This is a genomic window from Bacillus sp. JJ1566, assembly GCF_036962685.1.
In the GTDB taxonomy this organism is placed as follows: Bacteria; Bacillota; Bacilli; order Bacillales; family Bacillaceae_L; genus Ferdinandcohnia.
The window spans coordinates 16,811-39,320 of record NZ_JBALOP010000005.1; the positions used below are offsets into that span (position 1 = coordinate 16,811).

Here is a 22,510-nt window from a genome sequence, read left to right on the forward strand (position 1 = left end):
TGAAGAAAGGGGTTGTAGTTATTGGGAAGACGTCGTGGTATCATGTCAGAAGCTTTTAAAGAGGAATTAGCAAAGGAACTCGGTTTTTACGATACCGTTAAAAAAGAAGGTTGGGGTGCGATTCGATCACGTGATGCTGGAAATATGGTAAAACGTGCAATTGAAATTGGACAACAACAGCTTGCCAATAAAGGACAAAACCAGTAAAACAAATTCTTAGAACTACGACGCCGAAGCCTATTTGCTTCGGCTTTCTTTATATTAAAGTTTTCTAGGTATAAGGTCTCAATGGGCAATTTACATAAAAAACAGTGGAGACTCTGTGACAGCACTGTTTTCCGTCGTTTACTTTATGGTACAATGTCAATATTGAATTTACGTTTAAAGCAGGTGTTTTCATGAAATTATTAGTTAAGGCCCCAGCAAAGATCAATTTGGCGCTTGATGTTTTACATAAACGCCAGGATGGTTATCATGAGGTGCGGATGATTATGACAACCATTGATCTATCGGACAGGCTTGAATTATCTGATTATGAGGGAGACGAAATTAAGGTCATTTCTCATAATCGCTTTGTACCAGATGACAGCCGCAACTTGGCATACCAAGCCGCAAATTTATTAAAGAAACGATACGGTGTGAAAAAAGGCGTAGTCATTTCGATTACAAAATCAATCCCAGTGGCTGCAGGACTAGCGGGCGGAAGCAGTGATGCAGCTGCAACGTTACGTGGGTTAAACAAGTTTTGGGGTCTAGGACTGAGTTTGGACGAGCTAGCATCAATTGGTGCGGAAATTGGCTCAGATGTATCTTTTTGTGTATATGGAGGAACGGCTCTAGCTACAGGTAGAGGAGAAATCATTTCGGAGTTACCTGCACCTCCACATTGCTGGATCATTTTAGCAAAGCCAACAATTGGAGTTTCAACAGCAGAAGTGTATCGGAATCTTTCCATTGATCAAATTAATCATCCAGATGTGGATGGGATGATTCAGGCAATCGAAACAAAGGACTTTAATGGAATTTGCAATCGCGTCGGAAATGTTTTAGAGGACGTAACCTTAAAGCTTCATCCAGAAGTAGCTCATATTAAAGATCAAATGAAACGTTTTGGAGCAGATGCGGTTTTAATGAGTGGCAGTGGTCCAACTGTTTTTGGTCTTGTTCAAAGAGAATCAAGGATGCAACGAATTTATAATGGATTGCGTGGTTTTTGCGACCAGGTTTATGCGGTACGACTGCTCGGTGAACGAAATAAAGTTGAAGGATAACGTACATTAATGGTATATTATCAATAAAACATTCGGTTTTTTTGGAGGCAGCCATGAAATTTAGACGGAGTAGTAGACTTGTTGACATGACAAATCACTTGCTTTTACACCCACAGCACCTTGTATCTCTTACTTATTTTGCTGAAAAGTATGATTCTGCTAAGTCCTCAATTAGTGAAGATTTAACGATTATTAAGCAGACCTTTGAACAACAAGGAATTGGTACATTAATTACAGTGGCGGGAGCGGCCGGTGGTGTGAAATTTATTCCGATGGTCGGAGAAAAAGAAGCAAGTGAGGTTGTCGAGGAGCTTTGTGAGGTTATAGCAAATCCAGATCGGCTTCTTCCAGGTGGATATTTATATTTAACAGATATACTGGGAGACCCGAGAATTGTGAATAAAATTGGTAAAATCTTTGCCTCAATTTATTCCAATCACGAGATTGATGTTGTCATGACTGTAGCAACAAAGGGAATTCCACTTGCATATGCAGTTGCTTCTTACCTAGATGTGCCTGTAGTGATTGTAAGGCATGGCAATCGAGTAACCGAAGGCTCTACAGTAAGTATTAATTATGTTTCTGGATCGACAAAGCGAATCCAGACAATGGTATTGGCAAAAAGGAGTCTGAAGGAAGGTTCTAATGTTTTAATTATCGATGACTTTATGAAGGCTGGCGGCACCGTTAAAGGAATGGTCAGTATTCTTGAAGAATTCAATGCGAATTTAAAAGGAATCGGTGTTCTTGTTGAGTCGGAGGGAATCGAAGAGAGACTTGTCGATGAATACATCTCCTTAGTTAAGTTAACAGATGTTGATGTGAAGGAAAAGCAAATAAAGGTAACGGTAGGTAATTATGAATCTTACCTGCAACGAGTTGAAATTGAAGATGAGATGGGGGAAGAAGAATGAAACAAGTTCAAACAAATCAAGCTCCTGCAGCAATTGGACCATATTCACAAGGGATTATTGTAAATAATATGTTTTTTAGCTCAGGTCAAATTCCATTAACACAGGCTGGCGAATTAGTAAGCGGTGGAATTAAAGAACAAACCACTCAAGTTTTTAAAAATCTTCAAGCAATCTTAGCCGAAGCAGGTGCGTCATTAGAAACAGTCGTAAAAGCAACTGTATTTATAAAAAACATGGATGACTTCGCAGAACTAAACGAAGTTTACGGAGAATTCTTTGCTGGACATAAACCAGCTCGTTCAACAGTTGAAGTAGCAAGACTACCTAAGGATGTTTTAGTAGAAATCGAAGTTATCGCACTTGTAAAATAAGGCGTTTTTCACAAATATTCTGTTCATTCACAAAAAAGTATGAATCTTTTTAAAAAATTATTTAATATTTAGCAGGAGATTCTGATTTTCCGTTGAATATGAATAACTAAGTTTTTATATAGTAAAAAAGGTGGTGAACAGAATGGAAGTGACAGACGTTAGATTACGCCGCGTTAATACTGAAGGTAGAATGAGAGCGATTGCATCGATTACGTTAGACCATGAATTTGTTGTTCATGACATTCGTGTGATTGATGGCAACAACGGTTTATTTGTTGCTATGCCGAGCAAACGTACTCCTGATGGAGAGTTTCGTGATATCGCTCATCCAATTAACTCAAGTACGCGTGGAAAGATCCAAGATGCAGTACTAGCTGAGTATCATCGTTTAGGTGAAGTTGAGGTTGAGTTTGAAGAAGCAGGAGCATCTTAAAATAAACGTATATAGCATCGAAGAGCCTACATCCTGATAGGCTCTTTTTCTTATCCCTAAAATAGCCCACATTTTCCTCATATAAAATTTTCCAACCAAAAAATAATGTACTTTCGCTTAGTTTTCTTGAAAATGGTCATTTTTTAAGATATATTCGAAATGGATAAAAAGGTTAAAAAGGTTTAACTTCATTCAATCGATGTTTAAACCTAAAACGAAAAAAGTTAAAGCCTCCGGCGGATGCCACAGATTTTCAAAGAAAAGTTTTCGAGCTTAAGATTAAAGACTAAAAACGCCACATCCTGTGGCAACGTCTTTGTGCCCCACCTCGTGTGGGCCTAAAAAATCTGGGCGCAAATTCGACGAGGCGAATTTGATTAGGTTAATTGGAGGCCTGAACATGACAAACAGATATGGCGTAATTTTGGCCGCAGGGCAAGGAACACGCATGAAATCAAAGCTTTACAAGGTTCTACACCCTGTATGTGGAAAACCAATGGTTGAGCACGTAGTAGATCAGATTTCACCACTATCCTTACAAAAGCTTGTGACAATCGTTGGGCATGGAGCGGAAAAAGTAAAAGCACAAATTGGAGATAAAAGTGAATATGCACTTCAAGAAGAGCAATTAGGTACTGCACATGCCGTTATGCAGGCAGCAAACCACTTAGCAAACGAAAAGGGAGTAACTTTAGTTGTTTGTGGTGATACTCCTCTTATCACTACAGAAACAATGGAGGCCCTCCTTCAACAACATGAGGAAGCTAACGCAAAGGCAACAATTTTAACAGCTGTGGCAGTAGAGCCTACAGGCTATGGAAGAATTGTCCGAAATGCAGAAGGACATGTTGAGCGCATTGTTGAACACAAAGATGCAACTGAAGAAGAACGTACAATTACGGAAATTAACACCGGAACATATTGTTTCGATAACGAAGCCTTATTTGAAGCACTTTCGAATGTATCAAATGATAATGTACAAGGGGAGTACTACCTTCCTGATGTAATTGAAATCCTTAAGAAAAAGGGTGAAATCGTATCCGCATTCCAAACGGCTTCTTTTGATGAAACGCTTGGAGTCAATGATCGTTATGCATTATCACAGGCTGAAAAACTAATGAAACAAAGAATTAATAAATATCATATGGTGAATGGTGTTACAATCATTGATCCTGACAATACGTACATTTCAGCTGATGCCAAAATTGGTTCAGATACTGTGTTACATCCTGGAACGATGATCATTGGGGATGTTGAAATTGGAACCGAATGTGAGATTGGTCCAAATACAGAAATTAAGAATTGTAAAATTGGTAATAGAACGGTAATCCGCCATTCAGTTGCACATGACAGTAGTATTGGAAATGATGTAGCGGTTGGACCGTTTGCACATATCCGTCCTGCATCACAAATTAGTGATAAAGTAAAGGTAGGAAACTTTGTTGAATTGAAAAAGGCTGTATTCGGTGAAGGAAGTAAAGCATCTCATTTAAGCTATATTGGGGATGCAGAGGTCGGTACAAATGTTAATATCGGATGTGGCTCAATTACTGTTAACTATGACGGAAAGAATAAATTTTTAACGAAAATCGAGGATAATGCATTTATTGGTTGTAATTCTAACCTTGTGGCTCCAGTAACGGTCGGTAAGGGAGCATATGTAGCAGCTGGGTCAACCATTACAAGTGACGTCCCAAGCAAAGCTTTATCCATTGCAAGAGCACGCCAAGTCAATAAAGAGAATTATGTAGAACATCTAAATCAAAAGAAAAATTCCTAATGGAGGTCGGGTTAGATCATGTCTAAAGAATACCGTGACTCAAGCTTAAAGGTATTTTCATTGAATTCGAATGCACCTTTGGCTGAGGAGATTGCTAAGTCGATTGGCGTTGAGCTCGGAAAATGCTCTGTTACACGATTTAGTGATGGAGAAGTTCAAATTAATATTGAAGAAAGTATTCGTGGATGTGATGTATTTGTCATTCAATCAACGAGTGCACCTGTAAATGAGCATATCATGGAAGTATTGATCATGATTGATGCATTAAGACGTGCATCTGCAAAAACAATTAATATCGTCATGCCATATTATGGATATGCAAGACAGGACCGTAAAGCACGTGCGCGTGAGCCAATTACAGCTAAGCTTATCGCTAATCTGTTAGAAACAGCAGGGGCGGACCGCGTAATTACATTAGACCTTCATGCTCCACAGATCCAAGGCTTTTTCGATATCTTAATTGACCATCTAATGGGTGTACCAATCCTATCAGATTATTTTAAAAGTAAAAATCTTGAGGACATTGTCATTGTTTCTCCTGACCATGGTGGGGTTACACGTGCTCGTAAAATGGCGGACCGTCTAAAGGCCCCAATTGCAATTATCGATAAACGTCGACCTAGACCGAATGTGGCTGAAGTAATGAACATTGTTGGTAATATCGAAGGAAAAACCGCAATTTTAATCGATGATATTATTGATACAGCAGGAACAATTACATTAGCTGCGAATGCATTAGTCGAAAACGGTGCTTCAGAAGTTTATGCATGCTGTACACATCCGGTTCTTTCAGGACCAGCAATTGAACGAATCCAAAATTCAAAAATTAAAGAATTGGTTGTCACCAATACGATTCGTTTGCCTGAAGAGAAAAAGATTGAAAAAATTAAAGAGCTTTCTGTAGCTCCATTAATAGGTGAAGCAATCATCCGTGTCCACGAGCAACAATCTGTCAGTACGCTTTTCGATTAATAAAGCTTTTTTCTTTTCAAAAAGAAGGTTTACTTCGCCATCTTTAGGGGAAATTTAGTAATATGACTAAATCTTCCAAGGATGGTGTATAACATGTCTGCAGTTTTAGAAGCGACAGAACGAGTAAAAGATAAACGTTCAACACTAACAAAAATTAGACAAGCGGGAAACTTTCCAGCTGTTTTAAATGGCCAAAATCAAAGTCAACCGATTTATGTAAGTAGTGCGGAATTTTTAAAAACGATTCGTACTACCGGAAGAAATGGAATTATCAAGCTTTCAATTAACAACAACCAGCACTCCGTCATGCTTCATGACATTCAAACAGACCCAATTAAAAGTGAAATCATACATGCAGATTTCCAAATTGTAAACATGTCAACAGAGGTTACGGTTGATGTGAATATCAATTTAGTTGGGGATGCAGCGGGTGTGAAAGATGGTGGAGTGCTTCAGCAGTCGATTCATCAGGTATCGATTTCTGCCCTTCCAACAGACATTCCACAATCCATTGATGTTGATGTGTCACAGGTTGAGGTTGGGGATGTTATTAAGCTTGAGGATATAGATACAAAAGGCAAATATACCATTAATCAGGAACTTTCACAGGTTGTGGCATCTGTTCTAGCTCCAAGACAGGAAGAAGAGATTAGCACAGGGGAAGAGCAAGAACCAGGTGAACCAGAAAATCTCGAAGGTAGAGAAACTAGCGAGTCTCAGTAAAGCAACTTAAAAGGACTAAAAGGTTGGACGTAACCAATAACGGTTACGTCCTTTTGCCACAGGCGCGCTATATAAATAAATGGGGGAAATAACATGAAGCTAATTGTTGGGTTAGGAAATCCAGGTAGGCAGTATGAGGAAACAAGGCATAATGTCGGCTTTAAGGTTATTGATGAGTTATCAAACAAACTAAATATCTCTCTGGACAAGGCAAAATTCAACGGTGTGTTTGGACAAGGATTAGTAAATGGGGAGAAGGTTCTACTTTTAAAGCCCCTTACATATATGAATTTATCGGGAGAAAGTATCAGGCCACTTATGGATTATTATGATATTCTAGTAGATGATATACTTGTTATCTATGATGAGCTTGACCTTCCTGTTGGAAAAATCAGGCTCCGTGGAAAAGGAAGTGCTGGTGGTCATAATGGAATGAAGTCCATTATCAATCATTTAGGCACTCAAGAGTTTAAGCGCATTCGAATCGGAATCAATCGTCCAACAAATGGGATGAAGATAGCTGATTATGTTCTAGGACGTTTTCACGCAGAAGAGTCACAGGATATCAACAATGCGATCCAACAGTCAGCAGAGGCTGCAGAAAAGTGGGTCTCAACACCATTTTTACAAGTAATGAATGAATATAATGCGCAGTAGTGTAGTATCATTGGGTAAGTAGTTGTGAATAAAGAATCACTTCACGGTTTATACTAGAAAGTGAAAACTTTTGAGCGTAATCTAGCTTCATTCAGTCGGGGTTTAACCCCAACTGAATGAAGCTAGAGCCTCCGGCGGATGCCACGATTTTTCAAAGGAATCTTTTCGAGCATGCTCGAAAAAAATCGGGCGCAAATACGCCAAGGCGCATTTTATTAAGGAGGATTCTTATGTCACTACACTACCATTGTCGACATTGTGGCGTGAAGGTTGGTAGCATTGATAACTTGTCCCTACATAGTGAAAGTCTCGGGTTCCATCAATTAACAGACCAAGAGCGACAAGAGATGATTTCATACCAATCAAATGGCGACATTCATGTAAAAACAATATGTGAGGATTGTCAGGAAGCATTACAACGCAATCCTGATTTACATCAATATGAATCATTTATTCAATAAAATAAAGGAAAAAGCTTTGGCCTACACACCAAAGCGTTTTTCTATTTACAGTAAGATAAAGACTTGAGATTCCTAAGTTCGACTGAAATCAAAGGTAAGACTACGAACTTAGAGAGGGGGTAACCGAGTTGCTTAAGGGACTACAGCAGTATGTTGGAAAAAATGATGAGTTAAAATCGATTATAAACGGAATAGATGGAGGTTTGCGGGAACAGTTAATTGCTGGTTTATCCGGATCTGCTCGCACCGTGTTAACGGCAGCGCTATATAGACAGACAAAACGACCTATCCTGGTTGTTACTCATAATTTGTTCCAGGCCCAAAAAATTTATGAGGATTTAAACGGGCTTTTAGGGGAAGATGAGGTTTTTCTCTATCCAGTCAATGAATTAATTGCATCAGAAATAGGTATCGCAAGCCCTGAGCTTAAAGGGCAAAGAATCGAGGCACTGAATTATTGGAGCCACCAATCCAAAGGAGTCATTATAGCTCCGATTGCAGGATTAAAAAGGTTACTTCCGCCTAAAAAGTTATGGAAAGAAAGTCAGCTGACATTTAAGGTCGGACTTGATATTGAGGTTGCAGACACATTAGAAAAGCTGGTTGCGATGGGGTATGAACGGGTGTCAATGGTATCAGCACCGGGTGAATACAGTGTAAGAGGTGGGATTCTCGATATCTATCCGCTAACTGAGGAAAATCCAGTGCGGATTGAGTTATTTGATACGGAAGTGGATTCAATCCGCACATTCTCACTTGAGGACCAACGTTCACAAGGAAAAATCAACTCAGTCACGCTTGGACCAGCAACTGAAATTCTACTAACGCCAATACATTTAGAGAAAGGCGCTCATGCATTAGAGGAAGGACTGGCCAAAAGTTTAAAGAAGGTTAAGGATGAAAAAGCAAAGGAACTGTTAATAGAAAATATTTCTTACGAGCTTGAACAATTAAAAAATGGGCAAGTTTTACAGCAAATGTTTAAGTATCTATCCCTTATCTACGACCAGCCTGCTAGTTTACTAGACTATGTACCTAAAAATGGGCTTGTTATTTTAGATGAAATTAGTAGAATCCAGGATATGGCAGATAGTCTTGATAAGGAAGAGGCTGAATGGGTGACAAGTCTTTTATCACAAGGTGAGATTATCCATAATATGACCTTGTCACACTCTTTCACAAAGCTACTTCAACATTCAACCAATCCGTTGGTTTATTTATCTCTTTTTCTAAGGCATGTACCTCATACAAGTCCGCAGAACATTTTAAATATGTCCTGTAAACAGATGCAAAACTTCCACGGCCAGATGCATGTTCTAAAAACAGAACTTGAACGGTGGCAGAAAGGGAATTATTCTGTGATTTTCCTCGGTTCAAACAAGGAGCGGGTGAAAAAGCTTGAACAGGTTTTGTCTGACTATGAGATCAACGCATCAACTAATAAGAGTGATGGAGATATTTTGCTAGGAAAAGCCCAAATTATGCTTGGGGATCTTCAGGATGGGTTTGAATTGCCATTACAGAGATTAGCGGTCATCACTGAGGAAGAGCTTTTCAAGAAAAAAATGCAAAAGACAAAAAGAAAGCAAAAGCTTTCAAATGCTGAACGGATTAAAAGCTATTCCGAATTACATGTCGGTGACCACGTTGTACACGTTAACCATGGGATTGGGAAGTATTTAGGAATTGAAACATTAGAAATCAATGGCGTCCATAAGGACTATTTGCATATTCGTTATCAGGGTGATGACAAGCTTTATGTACCGGTAGAACAAATTGAGCAGGTGCAAAAATATGTTGCTTCTGAAGGCAAGGAACCGAAGATTTACAAATTAGGTGGTACCGACTGGAAGCGTGTTAAGAAGAAGGTTGAATCATCAGTACAGGATATTGCGGATGATTTAATAAAGCTTTATGCAGAGCGTGAAGCAAGTAAGGGATTTGCTTTCTCTCCAGATGGAGAAATGCAACGGGAATTTGAGGCATCCTTTCAGTATCAGGAAACAGTGGATCAGTTAAGATCTATAAATGAAATTAAAAAGGATATGGAACGGGAGCGTCCAATGGATCGTCTACTTTGTGGTGATGTGGGCTATGGAAAGACAGAGGTTGCAATTCGTGCAGCCTTCAAAGCAATCATGGACGGAAAGCAGGTAGCTATTCTAGTTCCAACCACGATATTGGCACAACAGCATTATGAAACAATCCGTGAAAGGTTTCAGGACTTTCCTATTTCAATTGGACAATTAAGTCGTTTCCGTTCAAAGAAACAGCAAACAGAGGTTATAAAAGGGCTAAAGGCGGGAACGATTGATATTGTTGTTGGAACACATCGCATCTTGTCTAAGGATATTACGTATAAGGATCTAGGTCTGTTAATTATTGATGAAGAACAACGTTTTGGTGTTACACATAAGGAAAAAATCAAACAATTAAAAGCAAATATTGATGTTCTTACATTGACGGCTACACCAATCCCAAGGACACTTCATATGTCCATGCTCGGTGTTCGCGACCTATCTGTAATTGAAACACCACCTGAAAATCGGTTCCCTGTGCAAACCTATGTGGTTGAGTACAATGGTGAATTGATCAGAGAAGCGATTGAACGGGAGATGGCAAGGGACGGCCAAGTGTACTTTTTATATAACCGGGTTGAGGATATAGAGCGTAAAGCAGAAGAAATTTCCATGCTTGTTCCTGATGCTAGGATTGCTTATGCTCACGGAAAAATGACGGAGAATGAACTTGAATCGGTGATTTTAAATTTCCTGGATGGTCAATTCGATGTCCTCGTGACAACAACCATTATTGAAACAGGTGTTGATATTCCGAACGTGAATACATTGATTGTGCAGGATGCTGACCGAATGGGTCTTTCACAGCTTTATCAGCTCAGGGGCCGTGTAGGGCGTTCAAATCGAATTGCATACGCCTATTTTACGCATCGGAAGGATAAGGTATTGAATGAAGTCGCCGAAAAACGACTTCAAGCTATCAAGGAATTTACAGAGCTCGGATCAGGCTTTAAAATCGCAATGCGTGATTTATCTATTCGCGGTGCAGGTAATATTTTAGGAGCGCAGCAGCATGGATTTATTGATTCTGTCGGATTTGACCTATACTCACAAATGCTAAAAGAGGCTATTGAGGAACGAATGGGTGATACACCGACTGTAAAACAGGCTAATGTGGAAATTGATGTAGAAGTGGATGCGTATATTCCAGACGCCTACATTTCAGATGGCCGCCAAAAAATTGATATGTATAAGCGTTTTAGAGGTATTGCAACAATGGAGGATGTTGAGGAACTCCAAGAGGAAATGATTGATCGCTTTGGTGAATACCCAAAAGAGGTAGATGATCTATTCAAGATTGCCAAAATTAAGGTCTTTTCATTAGCCGAGCAGGTGATCTCTATAAAACAGGTTAAACAGGAAATCACGATTCTTTTATCTGAAGAGGCAAGTAGCCAAATTGATGGCGGGATGATATTTAAATTAGGAAATACAATTGGTCGAATGGTCGGTCTCGGAATGGAAGGCAGTAAATTAAAAATAGTCATCCAAACAAAGGGATTAGATGTAAACCAATGGTTAGGTATTATCCATGAAATAGTAAAAGGGTTGCAAAATGTGAAAAAGGAAAATGTAAATGCGGTTTAATAAAGGTTCATTGACCTCGAGCAGTAATGCTTAATAATTCGGACGAATAGAACCAAAGTCATAGTGACCTATAGTTCGGATGTATGGTTAATTTTTCCTGCTACGAAAAATCACAATCATCGTGAATAGAACTCTGTTGGTGTAAGATACTAAACTCAACAGCAAATGGTGATTTATTCAAATCTAGACAAAATGTACATTAATCACCACTATTCTTTAATCATCAGATGAAAGTGAGGCATCATGAATGAAGGCAACTGGTATTGTTCGTCGAATTGATGATTTAGGTCGAGTAGTAATCCCAAAAGAAATCCGCAGAACGTTACGTATTAGAGAGGGAGACCCATTAGAGATTTTTGTTGACCGTGATGGAGAGGTTATTTTAAAGAAATATTCTCCGATTAGTGAACTTAGCGATTTTGCAAAGGAATATGCAGAGGCCCTTTTTGATAGTCTAGGGCATCAAGTACTTATTTGTGACCGTGATCAATTTATTGCGGTTGCAGGAGGCTCCAAAAAAGAATACTTAAATAAAAATATAAGTGAACTAATCGAAAAAGCGATGGAGGACAGGTCCTCTATTTTAGAAACAGAAGAACGCCAAGTATCCATCGTAGAGGGTGCCGATGAAACAATCTCATCATATACAATCGGTCCGATAATAGCAAATGGAGATCCAATTGGTGCAGTTGTGATTTTATCAAAAGAAAAGACGCTTGGAGAAGTAGAACAAAAAGCAGTTGAAACAGCAGCTGGATTCTTAGCCCGACAGATGGAACAGTAATATAAAAGCACAATAGATGGAAAAGGTAGCTATTTAGCTACCTTTTCTTCCGTTAGGGAGGAATTTTCCTAGCTTGCACATGTAATATGTTATAATACACAGGAAATCAGATTGGAAGGAGATGGGCGATGGACGTCCAATCCGCAGAGCGGTCAAAACGAATTTGGGAAGGTGCATTTGCCCTTACTCTTGCCGGTTTGATCACCAAGATACTTAGTGCAGGATACCGGATTCCATACCAAAACATTGCGGGGGATATCGGATTTTACATATATCAACAGGCATATCCGATTTACGGAATTGTCCTCGTGTTTTCTACATATGGATTTCCAGTGATTATTTCAAAGCTTCTTGCAGAGAAATTGGAACAACGTGACGAAGCTTCTGTCATAAAAATACTCTATATCACCTTAATGACCTTACTCGGAATGGGAATTGTTCTTTTTAGCTTTTTATACTGGGGAGCGGAAATGGTTGCTGGCTGGATGGGTGACAAAGAGCTTTCAACACTTATAAAGGTAATCTCTTTTTCCTTTTTACTCTTACCGTTTATTTCTGTTTTCCGTGGTTATTTTCAAGGTCATAAAAATATGATTCCAACCGCTGTTTCCCAAGTAACGGAACAATCAATTCGCGTCATTACCATTTTACTCATGTCATTTATTTTATTGGAATATGGCTATGGCGCATATGAGGCTGGAGCGGGAGCAATATTCGGTTCGATTACTGGTGGGCTTGCGGCGATTTCGGTTCTGCTGTTTTATTTATTGAAAAGGAAAAGGACCAATCAAAAACGAATATTTCAAAAAGCATCGATAAAGACACTGGAGATTGTCAAAATTCTTTTGACTCAAGGAATGACAATCTGTATTAGTGCTTTATTATTAATTCTATTTCAATTGGTTGATTCCTTCACTGTGTACTCCTTGTTAGTTTCGGGTGGAATGGATGAGGAAGCCGCGAAACAGGTAAAGGGAATTTACGACAGAGGCCAGCCTTTGCTTCAGCTTGGAACAGTAGTTGCCACATCCTTGGCATTATCGCTTGTTCCACTCATCGCAAGTGCCAAGGCAAGGAACGATATGGCCTTTATTCAAAAAAAGGTCGATTTAACATTCCGGTTAAGTATTGTTGTGGGACTTGGAGCAGCAGTAGGTCTTGCTTGTGTCTTAGAACCAACAAATATTATGCTATTTCGAAACGACCTTGGAACAAATGTTTTAATGATCATCGGCTTTTCGATTTTATTTACGACATTGTCACAATCCATTACTGCGATTTTACAAGGGTTAGGTCATCCATTTATACCTGCCATTGTCGTTATTAGTGGAATGTTTTTAAAATGGATTTTTAATCTTCTGCTTGTACCAAGATACGAAACCATTGGAGCAGCTGTTGCAACTCTTGTAGCCTTTGGGGTAATAACTGTTATACATATATCTATCTTGAAAAGGAAGCTGCCAAAGGTGCTGAGCAACTGGACATTTTTTTACCATATCCTTTTTGCAACAGTCGTAATGATGCTCGTTATTTTTTGTTATTCATGGAGCTTGCACTATCTTTTTCCGATAGCAAGTGAAAGTCGTACATTCGCAAGTTTTGAAGCGTTATCCTCTGTTTTTATTGGAGGGGTCATCTATCTATTTTTTATTCTGAGAGGGAATGTATTTTCAGAAGAAGAGCTCTCGGAAATCCCAATTGGATCAAAAGGAACCTTTTTAATTAGGTTACTTAAGGGAGGTAAGAACGTATGATAACCATTATAGGATTAGGAGCGGGAGATTTATCACAGCTCCCACTTGGTATATATCGTAAACTTTTAGCAACTGAGCATTTGTTTCTTCGAACGAAGGAACATCCAGTGATAAAGGAATTAGAAGCCGAAGGAATTACCTATCAATCCTTTGACGAGATTTACGAAAAGCATGACCAATTTGAAGCGGTTTATGATGAAATCGTAGCTGTTTTAAAAAATGAAGCGAAAACAAAGGATATAGTCTATGCAGTACCGGGGCATCCAATGGTAGCAGAAAAGACAACTCAACTTTTACTTGCGGATGAAAATCTTCAGGTTCAAATTGAGGGTGGTCAGAGCTTTATTGACCCGTTATTAGCATCTTTGAAGATTGACCCAATTGAAGGGTTTCAATTCCTTGACGCCTTATCCCTTGAAAAAGATGAACTTCAGCTATCACAGCATATCATCATTTGTCAGGTGTATGACCAATATATTGCATCCAATGTAAAATTAACGCTAATGGAGCAATTACCTGATGATTACGAAGTGTATATCGTAACAGCAGCGGGAAGTAAGGAAGAAAAAGTGACGAAAGTTCCTCTGTATGAATTGGATCGTGGAGTTGAGGTAAACAATCTAACAAGCGTATATGTCCCGCCTGTGAAAGAGGAAGAGCTGCTTTACCATGATTTTCGCACCTTTAGAAGAATTATCGGTGCATTAAGAGGCCCTGGTGGATGTCCGTGGGATCAAAAACAAACCCATGAGTCGTTAAAAAAATATTTGCTAGAGGAATCCTATGAGGTGCTTGATGCAATCGACAGTGAAGATGATGAACATTTAACAGAGGAGCTAGGGGATGTGCTTCTTCAAATTCTCCTTCACGCCCAAATTGGCGAGGAAGAGGGCATGTTTACCATTGATGATGTTATTCGCGAAATTTCCGAAAAAATGATTCGGAGACACCCGCATGTATTTGGTGATATTTCAGCAGATACTGCAGAGGAAGTCGTGACCAATTGGGAGCAAATCAAACGATTGGAAAAAGGCAGCGCTCAGGAAGAAAAGTCAATTTTAGATGATGTCACAAAAGGTCTTCCAGGTTTAATGAAGGCTGTTCAATATCAAAAAAAGGCAGCAAAAGTAGGATTTGACTGGGATGCTGTCGAACCTATGTGGGAAAAGGTTTTTGAAGAAATACAGGAATACAAGGAAGCGGTTGCCGGGAAACAAAGAGGAGAGGCTATTCAAGAGTTTGGAGATATCCTTTTTGCTTTAGCCAATATAGCAAGATTTTATAAATTTGACCCAGAAGAAGCACTTGCGATGACGAATCAAAAGTTCGCAAGACGTTTTCAATTTATAGAAGAAGAACTCAGAAACCAAGGGGTAACGTTTGAGGATCAAACCCTAGAACAGCTCGATGCCATCTGGGAAAAAGCGAAACAAGCCGGGTTATAGAAAGAGGTGAAGAACATGCGATTGGATAAATTTTTGAAGGTTTCACGTTTAATTAAAAGACGCACACTAGCAAAAGAGGTTGCTGATCAAGGGAGAATCTTGATTAACGGCTTAGCTGCAAAAGCAAGCAGCAATGTGAAAATCGGGGATGAGTTAACCATTCGTTTTGGCCAGAAAATTATAACTGTGAAAATTGAGGATCTTCAAGAAACTACAAAAAAGGAAGATGCAAACAAGCTTTACTCCGTAGTGAAAGAGGAAAAAGTAGAAGCGTGACATTCGATAATCTTGCGTAAGGCTTGTTCTAAATCCCACCATAAACTCATACATTTTACTATTAAACAAGTAGTTGCTTGAGACTACTTAAGTATGAATGTGGGGGATAAAAGATGAACCAATACTATGATGGAACACCATCCAATAAAGGAACCGTACAAGAGCATGATGTGATCATGAGAAGTCGTAAGCTTCTTGACATAACAGGGGTAAAACAGGTAGAAAGCTTTGATAATGAGGAATTTTTACTTGAAACTGTTATGGGGTTCCTAGCAATTCGTGGCCAAAACCTGCAAATGAAAAATTTAGATGTGGAAAAAGGCATTGTCTCAATTAAGGGAAGAGTCTATGATATTAGCTATTTGGACGAACATTCCACGGAGAAGGCTAAAGGGTTCTTTAGCAAGTTATTTAGATGACCCTGACCACCCAGTTTTACACATTACTCGCAATGATTTGCATGGGAGGTTGGCTAGGTGCTTCTCTTGACACGTACCAACGCTTTTTAAAGCGCTCAAGACGAAAGCATTTTTTCGTTTTTATCAATGACATTCTTTTTTGGGTGGTACAAGGCCTGTTGTTCTTTTATACACTATTGTTGGTCAATGAGGGAGAACTGCGATTTTACGTATTTATCGCGATTTTATGTGGATTTGCCGCATACCAAAGCCTCATCAAAACTATTTATATGAGAACACTGGAACATATCATTCAAGCCATCATACGTTTATACAAATTTTTACTTCGAACCGGTGACTTTCTCATCGTTCGACCCATAAAAATGCTTTATCAGCTCATTATTGTGATTCTGTTGGGGATATTCAATGTTCTCCTCGTATTTGGGAGAATCCTTCTCAAGATCTGTTGGGTGATCATTAAAATATGTTTTGCTCCTATAAAGTGGATTGGAATCATAATCTGGAGGCTGTTGCCAACCACCTTTACGAAATATGTAGAAAAGATTTTTCAAAAGTGTGCAGGACTTTTAAAAAAAGTAGAGAATATCAAACCTATATTGATAAAATGGTGGAAGAAGATAAGGAAACAATAGGAGGCATTCTTTACAATGAGTGCAGTTCGAAAGAAAAATGTTACACAGCTACAATCAACCTATATGGAAAAATATAAACAACAGGAACAAGCCCATCAGGTGAAACGAAAAGGCTTGATGAGAAGATTGATTGCCTTTTTTGTCTTGGCGGCAATCATTTCTTATGGGCTTATTTCAATGGTTGTATCACAACACAAGACGATGGATGAAAAAGCAGCTAAAAAGGAACAATTACAAGAGCAGCTCACCACCCTAAAAGATGAACAGGTTCTTCTTGAAGAGGAAGTGGTAAAACTCAACAGTGATGAGTATATTGAAAAAATAATTCGCAGGGATTATTTTCTATCTAAGGAAGGAGAAATTATTTTTAAAGTTGGTGATGGGTCTTAGTCTTATTGACACTTGAATTTTAAATTATGTATAATATAATAAATTGATTTTTTTCAAATTTAAGGAGGAGCATTTTTTTTATGTCAATCGAAGTAGGCAGCAAGGTTCAAGGGAAGGTAACAGGAATTACGAATTTTGGAGCGTTTGTGGAGCTGCCAGAAGGCTCAACTGGACTTGTCCATATAAGTGAGGTTGCCGACAATTATGTTAAAGATATTAATGAGCATTTAAAGGTTGGCGACCAAGTAGAGGTCAAGGTTATTAATGTTGAGAAAGATGGAAAAATTGGTTTATCCATTAAAAAAGCAAAAGAAACACAACAACCACAACGTCCGCGACACAATGGTCCACGAAATAACAGGAACGACCAACGTAATCACAACAAAACTGAAAGCTTTGAACAAAAAATGAGTCGCTTTCTGAAGGACAGTGAAGATCGTCTAACTTCCTTAAAGCGCAGCACTGAATCAAAACGTGGTGGGCGTGGAGCGAGAAGAGGATAACCTGCTGCCGTAGCTTAAATATATATAGATAAAGCACCCAATCGGGTGCTTTTTTGTGTGTTCATTATTTAGGCAAAAGAAAAAAGCTAGTGTTGTACACTAGCTTTTTGTATGACCCGTACGGGATTCGAACCCGTGTTACCGCCGTGAAAGGGCGGTGTCTTAACCGCTTGACCAACGGGCCTAAAATTTTATGGTAGCGGCGGAGGGGATCGAACCCCCGACCTCACGGGTATGAACCGTACGCTCTAGCCAGCTGAGCTACACCGCCATAAATAAATGGAGATACTTTTTGAGCCATTTAATAGTGTTCGACAATCTCTTTCTCAAACTCTAGTAAGTAAGCACAAGTTATATAATACCTTGTGTCTATTCGTTCGTCAATATCTTTTGTATTGAAGGTAAATAATACAAAAATTCGCACAATACATGCAAAAAATCTATGAACTTTTTTACAAACCTACCAAATTACACTCCTAAAATTCGCCATATGACATTTATTTTGTTGGAATACTGGACAAGCAGTCGAATGATTTTCCTTTTCGCTTCTGTTGTTTTGACAAAATACGAATTCCTTCAACTGTATAATTACAAACAACTATTAAATACGGGGAGTGTTTATAAATGGAAAGAATAGAGCGAAGTCTGAGCGGGCCAATTACAGAGGTAAGCATTGAAAAAACACAAGACACAGTGTCCAGATGGTTTCATCGTTTACAAGCCAAACTTGAAAATCTATTTCTACTGAAAGGGCTTTTACTAGGAGTCGTAGGTTTTTTATTAGGACGGGCCCTCATCCTGAATGAATTAACCCCCTTCGCATTACCGTTTTTTGCGGCAGTCTTTATGATGAAAAAGGGAAAAGCGGGACTCGCGATGGCAGCTGTTATCGCCGGATCATTTACCCTTTCAGCCGATGTCACTATTTTTACATTCCTATCAATTGCCCTTTTTCTTGTAATCTATAAGGTTCTTCAAAGATTTAAAGTAGATTTGCTCAAAGCTTTACCAATTCTGGTGTTAATCGCATCAGCCATTGCAAAAGTAGGAATTCTTTATGTTACACAAGGAACAATTACCATTCATGATGGCGTAATGATTGGTGTCGGCTCTGGGCTAGCCTTTATATTAACCTTCATTTTTTTGCAGAGTGTACCATTGTTAACAGAAAGACGAAGAAGACAAACCTTTAAAACAGAAGAGGTTATTTGTTTGATCATCTTAATTGCCTCTGTGTTAACAGGTACAATGGGATGGCTCGTCTATGAAATGTCCATTTCCAATATACTATCGCGATATGTTGTCCTCTTGTTTGCGTTTGTTGCCGGGGCAACGATTGGCTCAACTGTAGGGGTTGTATCCGGACTTATTTTAAGTTTAGCAAATGTCACGAGCTTGTACCAAATGAGTCTTCTCGCTTTTTCTGGTTTATTAGGTGGTCTTTTAAAAGAAGGCAAAAAGGCAGGTGTTGCAATTGGACTCATTGTAGGAACCCTTTTAATTGGGCTTTACGGTGAAGGGGCTAGTCAAATTATTCCTACATTATATGAATCCGGTGTGGCGATTCTGTTATTTTTACTAACGCCTAAGAGCTTAATAGGCAAAGTGGCAAAAAATATTCCAGGAACACCTGAGCATCACGCAGAGCAACAGCAATATCTACGTAAAATTCGTGATGTGACTGCAAATCGCGTTTCACAGTTTTCAACTGTGTTTGAAGCTTTGTCCAATAGTTTTTCAGAATACGGGTATCCCGTTGATGAAGAGGACAAAGACCGTGAACTCGATCTATTTTTAAGCAATGTAACGGAAAAGACCTGTCAATCGTGTTTTAAAAAGGAGGCGTGCTGGTCCAAGAACTTTAATAAAACATATGACTATATGAAAGATATTATGCATGGTTGTGATACAAATTCAATTCAATACAATCACAAGCTTACGAGGGACTGGGACAAGCATTGTGTACGATCGAAAAAAGTGATCGATGCTATTGAACAGGAGTTGACATATTATCAGGCAAATCAAAAACTAAAAAAACAAGTAAAGGAGAGTAGAAAACTAGTAGCTGATCAATTATTAGGTGTCTCTCAGGTAATGAGTGATTTTGCAAATGAAATTCAAAGGGAAGGTGAAAATCATTATTTGTTAGAAGAGGAAATCTTAGATGCATTGCAGTCGTTTGGAATTCAAATTGGGCATGTTGAAATTTACAGTGTGGAACAAGGAAATGTTGATATTGAATTAAGTATTCCATATTGCAATGGAAGTGGGGAGTGTGAAAAATTAATTGCGCCAATGCTATCCGATATTTTGGAGGAAACAATTCTCGTCAAAAATGAAGAATGCTCAAGCCTTCCAAATGGGTATTGTCACGTGACACTTGGTTCGGCAAAAGCATATGTCATTGAGACAGGTGTTGCTCATGCTGCTAAGGGTGGCGGATTAGTATCAGGGGACAGCTTTTCAACAATTGAGTTAGGCGCTGGAAAGCATGCGGTTGCCATCAGTGACGGAATGGGGAATGGTGAACGAGCCCATTACGAAAGCAATGAAACATTGGAGTTATTAAAGAAAATTCTTCAATCAGGTATTGAGGAGAAGGTGGCGATTAAATCTGTTAACTCCATTCTCTCGCTACGAACAACAGATGAGATTTTCTCTACTCTCGATTTAGCAGTTATTGACCTACAGGATGCGAGTGCGAAGTTTTTAAAAATCGGCTCTACGCCAAGTTATATAAAGAGAGGAGATAAGATTAGTAAAATACAGGCAAGTAATCTACCAATGGGAATCATTGAGGACTTTGAAGTGGAGGTAGTAGATGAGCAATTGAAGGCTGGGGACTTGTTAATCATGATGAGTGATGGAATTTTCGAAGGTCCTAAGCATGTTGAAAACTATGATTTGTGGATGAAACGTAAGATAAAGGAAATTCAAACGAAAGACCCTCAAGAGATTGCGGATCTCATTATGGAGGAGGTAATCCGAACAAGATCTGGTCAAATTGAAGATGATATGACTGTTGTAGTGACTAAACTCAAACATAATACACCAAAATGGGCAGCGATTCCTGCGTATGGGTACAACAAAACGAAAAGTAAAGCCATCTAACACATCTAAGGAGGTTTAAAAATCATATATTTCGTCCATCCTTATACTAATTTTAATCAGTTGGAGGGGATGAAACGTGCAAAAGGGCACATTGAAGCAAATTCTATTAATTACGGACGGTTGTTCAAACCAAGGGGAAGATCCGATTGCAATGGCGGCTCTTGCTAGAGAGCAAGGAGTTACCATTAATGTCATTGGTGTAGTGGAGCAGGATACGATTGATGAACAAGGAATGCAGGAAATAGAAGGGATGGCTACTGCTGGTGGAGGTGTAAGCCAAATTGTCTATTCTACTCAACTCTCACAAACTGTTCAAATGGTGACAAGACAAGCGATGACTCAAACTCTTCAGGGGGTTGTCAATAAGGAGCTCCAGCAAATCCTGGGTGGCAAGACATCAATGGAAGACCTTCCTCCAGAAAAACGCGGAGAAGTCATGGAGGTTGTCGATGAACTTGGTGAAATGGTTGATTTAGAGGTTCTTGTTCTAGTGGATACGAGTGCGAGTATGAAGCATAAATTGCCAACAGTCAAAGAAGCCTTGCTTGACCTATCAATAAGCTTAAATGCGAGAATGGGAGACAATCAATTTTCTGTTTTCGTATTTCCAGGGAAAAGGGTTGAAGTAGAAAGAGTATTAGATTGGACGCCAAGACTAGAATCCTTGTCCAGTATTTTTCCAAAGCTTACAACCGGCGGAATCACACCGACAGGACCGGCTATCCGTGAAGCACTTACCTACTTCAAGAAAAAAAGATCATTAAGGAGTTTGTTGTCTCGTGATGATGAACAATACTACGAAGAGTCAGGTATGTAAGGTTTCCCCTGGTACTGTCATTACTGGAAAATGGCATAAAAAAACATATCGCATTGTAAGACCTTTAGGACAAGGTGCTAATGGTATTGTCTACTTAGCTGAAAGCATTGATGGCCCTGTGGCTTTAAAAATTAGTGAAAATGGCGTGACCATTACGTCGGAAGTAAATGTGCTAAAACACTTTTCTAAGGTCCAAGGCTCTGCCCTTGGGCCTTCTTTTATAGATGTTGATGATTGGATTAGACCTGGATTTTCAAGTCCAATCTCCTTTTACGTCATGGAATATATTCGTGGAGAAAGCTTTTTGTCTTTTATTGAAAAAAGGGGAAGAGAGTGGACAGGTATCTTATGCTTGCAATTGCTTTCTGATTTGGATAGGCTTCATCAGGAAGGATGGGTTTTTGGTGACTTAAAACCTGACAATCTACTTGTTGCAGGGAATCCACCAAAAATCCGCTGTATTGATGTCGGTGGAACAACTGTACAAGGAAGGGCGATAAAAGAGTTTACCGAATTCTTTGATCGGGGCTATTGGGGGGCAGGATCAAGAAAAGCGGAGGCCTCCTATGATCTATTTGCGGTTGCGATGATTATCATCAATACAGCCTATCAAAACCGTTTTACACGAACAGACCAACCGGTGAAACAATTAAAATCTACTATCGCAAATACAAATTCCCTAAGAAGATTTGATACCGTGCTTTTATCTGCGATTGATGGGAAATATCAGCGTGCAGCTGAAATGCGTAAAGATTTGGTTATAAAGTTAAGCCAAGTTAAAAATGATCAGGCACCTGTACAAAAAACACGAACAACTAGGAAGTCACATGCCAAGACAAAGGCAACTAGTCATTCCCAAGCCAGACCTAATGTATCACGAGCAAATCGACAAGCTAAACCGAAAAAACAAAAAGGCGGGGTTCTTGAGACAGTGTTATTACTGCTATTTGTATCACTCGGATATTTGCTCTATCTATATGGACAAATTCTGTAAAAGTAACTTATAAAATGATACGATAAAGTTAATGCCTTCGGCAGATGCCACGATTTTTCAAAAGAAATCTCTCGATCAGTAAGATTAAAGACTAAAAACGCCACTTCCTGTGGCAACGTCTTTATGACCCACATCCTG

22 protein-coding genes and 2 tRNA genes are annotated in these 22,510 nt (G+C 39.1%); 22 read left to right on the forward strand and 2 right to left on the reverse strand.

Going from position 1 to position 22,510, the window contains the following annotated elements; genetic code table 11:
- Positions 1-21 precede the first annotated feature (21 nt).
- The 19 genes from V7112_RS03795 (at position 22) to V7112_RS03885 (ending at position 17,450) form a co-directional block, all read left to right on the forward strand.
- Positions 22-207, forward strand: a complete 186-nt coding sequence (locus V7112_RS03795) for a small, acid-soluble spore protein, alpha/beta type (RefSeq protein ID WP_335415675.1) — start codon at positions 22-24, stop codon at positions 205-207.
- Positions 208-398: 191 nt separating this feature from the next.
- Positions 399-1,271, forward strand: a complete 873-nt coding sequence (gene ispE, locus V7112_RS03800; RefSeq protein ID WP_335415678.1) for a 4-(cytidine 5'-diphospho)-2-C-methyl-D-erythritol kinase — start codon at positions 399-401, stop codon at positions 1,269-1,271.
- Between the two features lie 53 nt (positions 1,272-1,324).
- Entirely contained in the window at positions 1,325-2,185 is an 861-nt protein-coding gene (gene purR / locus V7112_RS03805) for a pur operon repressor (RefSeq protein WP_335415681.1), read from the forward strand.
- Entirely contained in the window at positions 2,182-2,556 is a 375-nt protein-coding gene (locus V7112_RS03810; protein WP_335415684.1) for a RidA family protein, read from the forward strand. The genes purR and V7112_RS03810 overlap by 4 nt, the downstream gene beginning before the upstream one ends.
- A 142-nt stretch (positions 2,557-2,698) precedes the next feature.
- Positions 2,699-2,989 (forward strand): septation regulator SpoVG, encoded by a 291-nt coding sequence (spoVG, locus tag V7112_RS03815; protein WP_010285377.1) that lies wholly within the window; start codon positions 2,699-2,701, stop codon positions 2,987-2,989.
- Between the two features lie 400 nt (positions 2,990-3,389).
- Positions 3,390-4,769, forward strand: a complete 1,380-nt coding sequence (gene glmU, locus V7112_RS03820; protein ID WP_335415686.1) for a bifunctional UDP-N-acetylglucosamine diphosphorylase/glucosamine-1-phosphate N-acetyltransferase GlmU — start codon at positions 3,390-3,392, stop codon at positions 4,767-4,769.
- Between the two features lie 18 nt (positions 4,770-4,787).
- Complete coding sequence (locus V7112_RS03825; RefSeq protein ID WP_335415689.1) at positions 4,788-5,741, forward strand: ribose-phosphate diphosphokinase; 954 nt, start codon at positions 4,788-4,790, stop codon at positions 5,739-5,741.
- 93 nt (positions 5,742-5,834) lie between these two features.
- A complete protein-coding gene (locus V7112_RS03830; protein ID WP_335415692.1) occupies positions 5,835-6,464 on the forward strand; it encodes a 50S ribosomal protein L25/general stress protein Ctc in 630 nt (209 codons plus the stop codon).
- Positions 6,465-6,557: 93 nt separating this feature from the next.
- Positions 6,558-7,121: an aminoacyl-tRNA hydrolase gene (gene pth / locus V7112_RS03835; RefSeq protein WP_335415695.1), complete on the forward strand. Its 564-nt coding sequence runs from the start codon at positions 6,558-6,560 to the stop codon at positions 7,119-7,121.
- Positions 7,122-7,351: 230 nt separating this feature from the next.
- The gene (locus tag V7112_RS03840; protein WP_335415698.1) at positions 7,352-7,582 is read left to right on the forward strand and encodes an anti-sigma-F factor Fin family protein; all 231 of its coding nucleotides are present in this window, start codon (positions 7,352-7,354) and stop codon (positions 7,580-7,582) included.
- Between the two features lie 128 nt (positions 7,583-7,710).
- Positions 7,711-11,247 carry a transcription-repair coupling factor gene (gene mfd / locus V7112_RS03845; protein WP_335415701.1) on the forward strand — a complete coding sequence of 1,179 codons (3,537 nt, stop codon included), beginning with the start codon at positions 7,711-7,713 and terminating at the stop codon, positions 11,245-11,247.
- Positions 11,248-11,494: 247 nt separating this feature from the next.
- A complete protein-coding gene (gene spoVT, locus V7112_RS03850; RefSeq protein ID WP_335415703.1) occupies positions 11,495-12,031 on the forward strand; it encodes a stage V sporulation protein T in 537 nt (178 codons plus the stop codon).
- 128 nt (positions 12,032-12,159) lie between these two features.
- Complete coding sequence (locus V7112_RS03855) at positions 12,160-13,785, forward strand: putative polysaccharide biosynthesis protein (RefSeq protein ID WP_335415707.1); 1,626 nt, start codon at positions 12,160-12,162, stop codon at positions 13,783-13,785.
- A complete protein-coding gene (gene mazG / locus V7112_RS03860) occupies positions 13,782-15,230 on the forward strand; it encodes a nucleoside triphosphate pyrophosphohydrolase (protein ID WP_335415710.1) in 1,449 nt (482 codons plus the stop codon). The genes V7112_RS03855 and mazG overlap by 4 nt, the downstream gene beginning before the upstream one ends.
- A gap of 15 nt (positions 15,231-15,245) precedes the next feature.
- Entirely contained in the window at positions 15,246-15,506 is a 261-nt protein-coding gene (locus V7112_RS03865) for an RNA-binding S4 domain-containing protein (protein ID WP_335415713.1), read from the forward strand.
- A 113-nt stretch (positions 15,507-15,619) separates the two neighbouring features.
- Positions 15,620-15,925 carry a sporulation protein YabP gene (gene yabP / locus V7112_RS03870; protein WP_335415716.1) on the forward strand — a complete coding sequence of 102 codons (306 nt, stop codon included), beginning with the start codon at positions 15,620-15,622 and terminating at the stop codon, positions 15,923-15,925.
- On the forward strand, positions 15,922-16,557 hold the full coding sequence (gene yabQ / locus V7112_RS03875; RefSeq protein ID WP_335415719.1) for a spore cortex biosynthesis protein YabQ: 636 nt from the start codon (positions 15,922-15,924) through the stop codon (positions 16,555-16,557). The genes yabP and yabQ overlap by 4 nt, the downstream gene beginning before the upstream one ends.
- A gap of 15 nt (positions 16,558-16,572) precedes the next feature.
- Complete coding sequence (locus tag V7112_RS03880; RefSeq protein WP_335415722.1) at positions 16,573-16,947, forward strand: FtsB family cell division protein; 375 nt, start codon at positions 16,573-16,575, stop codon at positions 16,945-16,947.
- A gap of 80 nt (positions 16,948-17,027) precedes the next feature.
- Positions 17,028-17,450: a S1 domain-containing RNA-binding protein gene (locus V7112_RS03885; protein ID WP_335415725.1), complete on the forward strand. Its 423-nt coding sequence runs from the start codon at positions 17,028-17,030 to the stop codon at positions 17,448-17,450.
- Between the two features lie 112 nt (positions 17,451-17,562).
- Here V7112_RS03885 and V7112_RS03890 read toward each other — a convergent pair.
- A tRNA-Glu gene (locus tag V7112_RS03890) sits at positions 17,563-17,634 on the reverse strand.
- A 10-nt stretch (positions 17,635-17,644) separates the two neighbouring features.
- A tRNA-Met gene (locus V7112_RS03895) sits at positions 17,645-17,721 on the reverse strand.
- Between the two features lie 353 nt (positions 17,722-18,074).
- Here V7112_RS03895 and spoIIE point away from each other — a divergent pair.
- The 3 genes from spoIIE (at position 18,075) to V7112_RS03910 (ending at position 22,372) form a co-directional block, all read left to right on the forward strand.
- The gene (gene spoIIE / locus V7112_RS03900; protein WP_335415729.1) at positions 18,075-20,561 is read left to right on the forward strand and encodes a stage II sporulation protein E; all 2,487 of its coding nucleotides are present in this window, start codon (positions 18,075-18,077) and stop codon (positions 20,559-20,561) included.
- Between the two features lie 76 nt (positions 20,562-20,637).
- The gene (locus V7112_RS03905) at positions 20,638-21,378 is read left to right on the forward strand and encodes a vWA domain-containing protein (RefSeq protein ID WP_335415732.1); all 741 of its coding nucleotides are present in this window, start codon (positions 20,638-20,640) and stop codon (positions 21,376-21,378) included.
- On the forward strand, positions 21,344-22,372 hold the full coding sequence (locus tag V7112_RS03910) for a protein kinase domain-containing protein (RefSeq protein ID WP_335415735.1): 1,029 nt from the start codon (positions 21,344-21,346) through the stop codon (positions 22,370-22,372). Before V7112_RS03905 ends, V7112_RS03910 begins: the two co-directional genes overlap by 35 nt.
- Positions 22,373-22,510: the final 138 nt, after the last annotated feature.

Excerpts from the sequence above, each read along its gene's own strand:
- yabP (WP_335415716.1), top strand. The coding sequence starts at position 15,620 with ATGAACCAATACTATGATGGAACACCATCCAATAAAGGAACCGTACAA.
- V7112_RS03865 (WP_335415713.1), top strand. The coding sequence starts at position 15,246 with ATGCGATTGGATAAATTTTTGAAGGTTTCACGTTTAATTAAAAGACGC.
- pth (WP_335415695.1), top strand. The coding sequence starts at position 6,558 with ATGAAGCTAATTGTTGGGTTAGGAAATCCAGGTAGGCAGTATGAGGAA.
- V7112_RS03910 (WP_335415735.1), top strand. The coding sequence starts at position 21,344 with ATGATGAACAATACTACGAAGAGTCAGGTATGTAAGGTTTCCCCTGGT.
- V7112_RS03880 (WP_335415722.1), top strand. The coding sequence starts at position 16,573 with ATGAGTGCAGTTCGAAAGAAAAATGTTACACAGCTACAATCAACCTAT.
- yabQ (WP_335415719.1), top strand. The coding sequence starts at position 15,922 with ATGACCCTGACCACCCAGTTTTACACATTACTCGCAATGATTTGCATG.
- ispE (WP_335415678.1), top strand. The coding sequence starts at position 399 with ATGAAATTATTAGTTAAGGCCCCAGCAAAGATCAATTTGGCGCTTGAT.
- V7112_RS03810 (WP_335415684.1), top strand. The coding sequence starts at position 2,182 with ATGAAACAAGTTCAAACAAATCAAGCTCCTGCAGCAATTGGACCATAT.
- purR (WP_335415681.1), top strand. The coding sequence starts at position 1,325 with ATGAAATTTAGACGGAGTAGTAGACTTGTTGACATGACAAATCACTTG.
- V7112_RS03855 (WP_335415707.1), top strand. The coding sequence starts at position 12,160 with ATGGACGTCCAATCCGCAGAGCGGTCAAAACGAATTTGGGAAGGTGCA.
- V7112_RS03830 (WP_335415692.1), top strand. The coding sequence starts at position 5,835 with ATGTCTGCAGTTTTAGAAGCGACAGAACGAGTAAAAGATAAACGTTCA.
- mazG (WP_335415710.1), top strand. The coding sequence starts at position 13,782 with ATGATAACCATTATAGGATTAGGAGCGGGAGATTTATCACAGCTCCCA.
- spoVT (WP_335415703.1), top strand. The coding sequence starts at position 11,495 with ATGAAGGCAACTGGTATTGTTCGTCGAATTGATGATTTAGGTCGAGTA.
- spoIIE (WP_335415729.1), top strand. The coding sequence starts at position 18,075 with ATGGAAAGAATAGAGCGAAGTCTGAGCGGGCCAATTACAGAGGTAAGC.
- spoVG (WP_010285377.1), top strand. The coding sequence starts at position 2,699 with ATGGAAGTGACAGACGTTAGATTACGCCGCGTTAATACTGAAGGTAGA.
- V7112_RS03885 (WP_335415725.1), top strand. The coding sequence starts at position 17,028 with ATGTCAATCGAAGTAGGCAGCAAGGTTCAAGGGAAGGTAACAGGAATT.
- V7112_RS03840 (WP_335415698.1), top strand. The coding sequence starts at position 7,352 with ATGTCACTACACTACCATTGTCGACATTGTGGCGTGAAGGTTGGTAGC.
- V7112_RS03825 (WP_335415689.1), top strand. The coding sequence starts at position 4,788 with ATGTCTAAAGAATACCGTGACTCAAGCTTAAAGGTATTTTCATTGAAT.
- glmU (WP_335415686.1), top strand. The coding sequence starts at position 3,390 with ATGACAAACAGATATGGCGTAATTTTGGCCGCAGGGCAAGGAACACGC.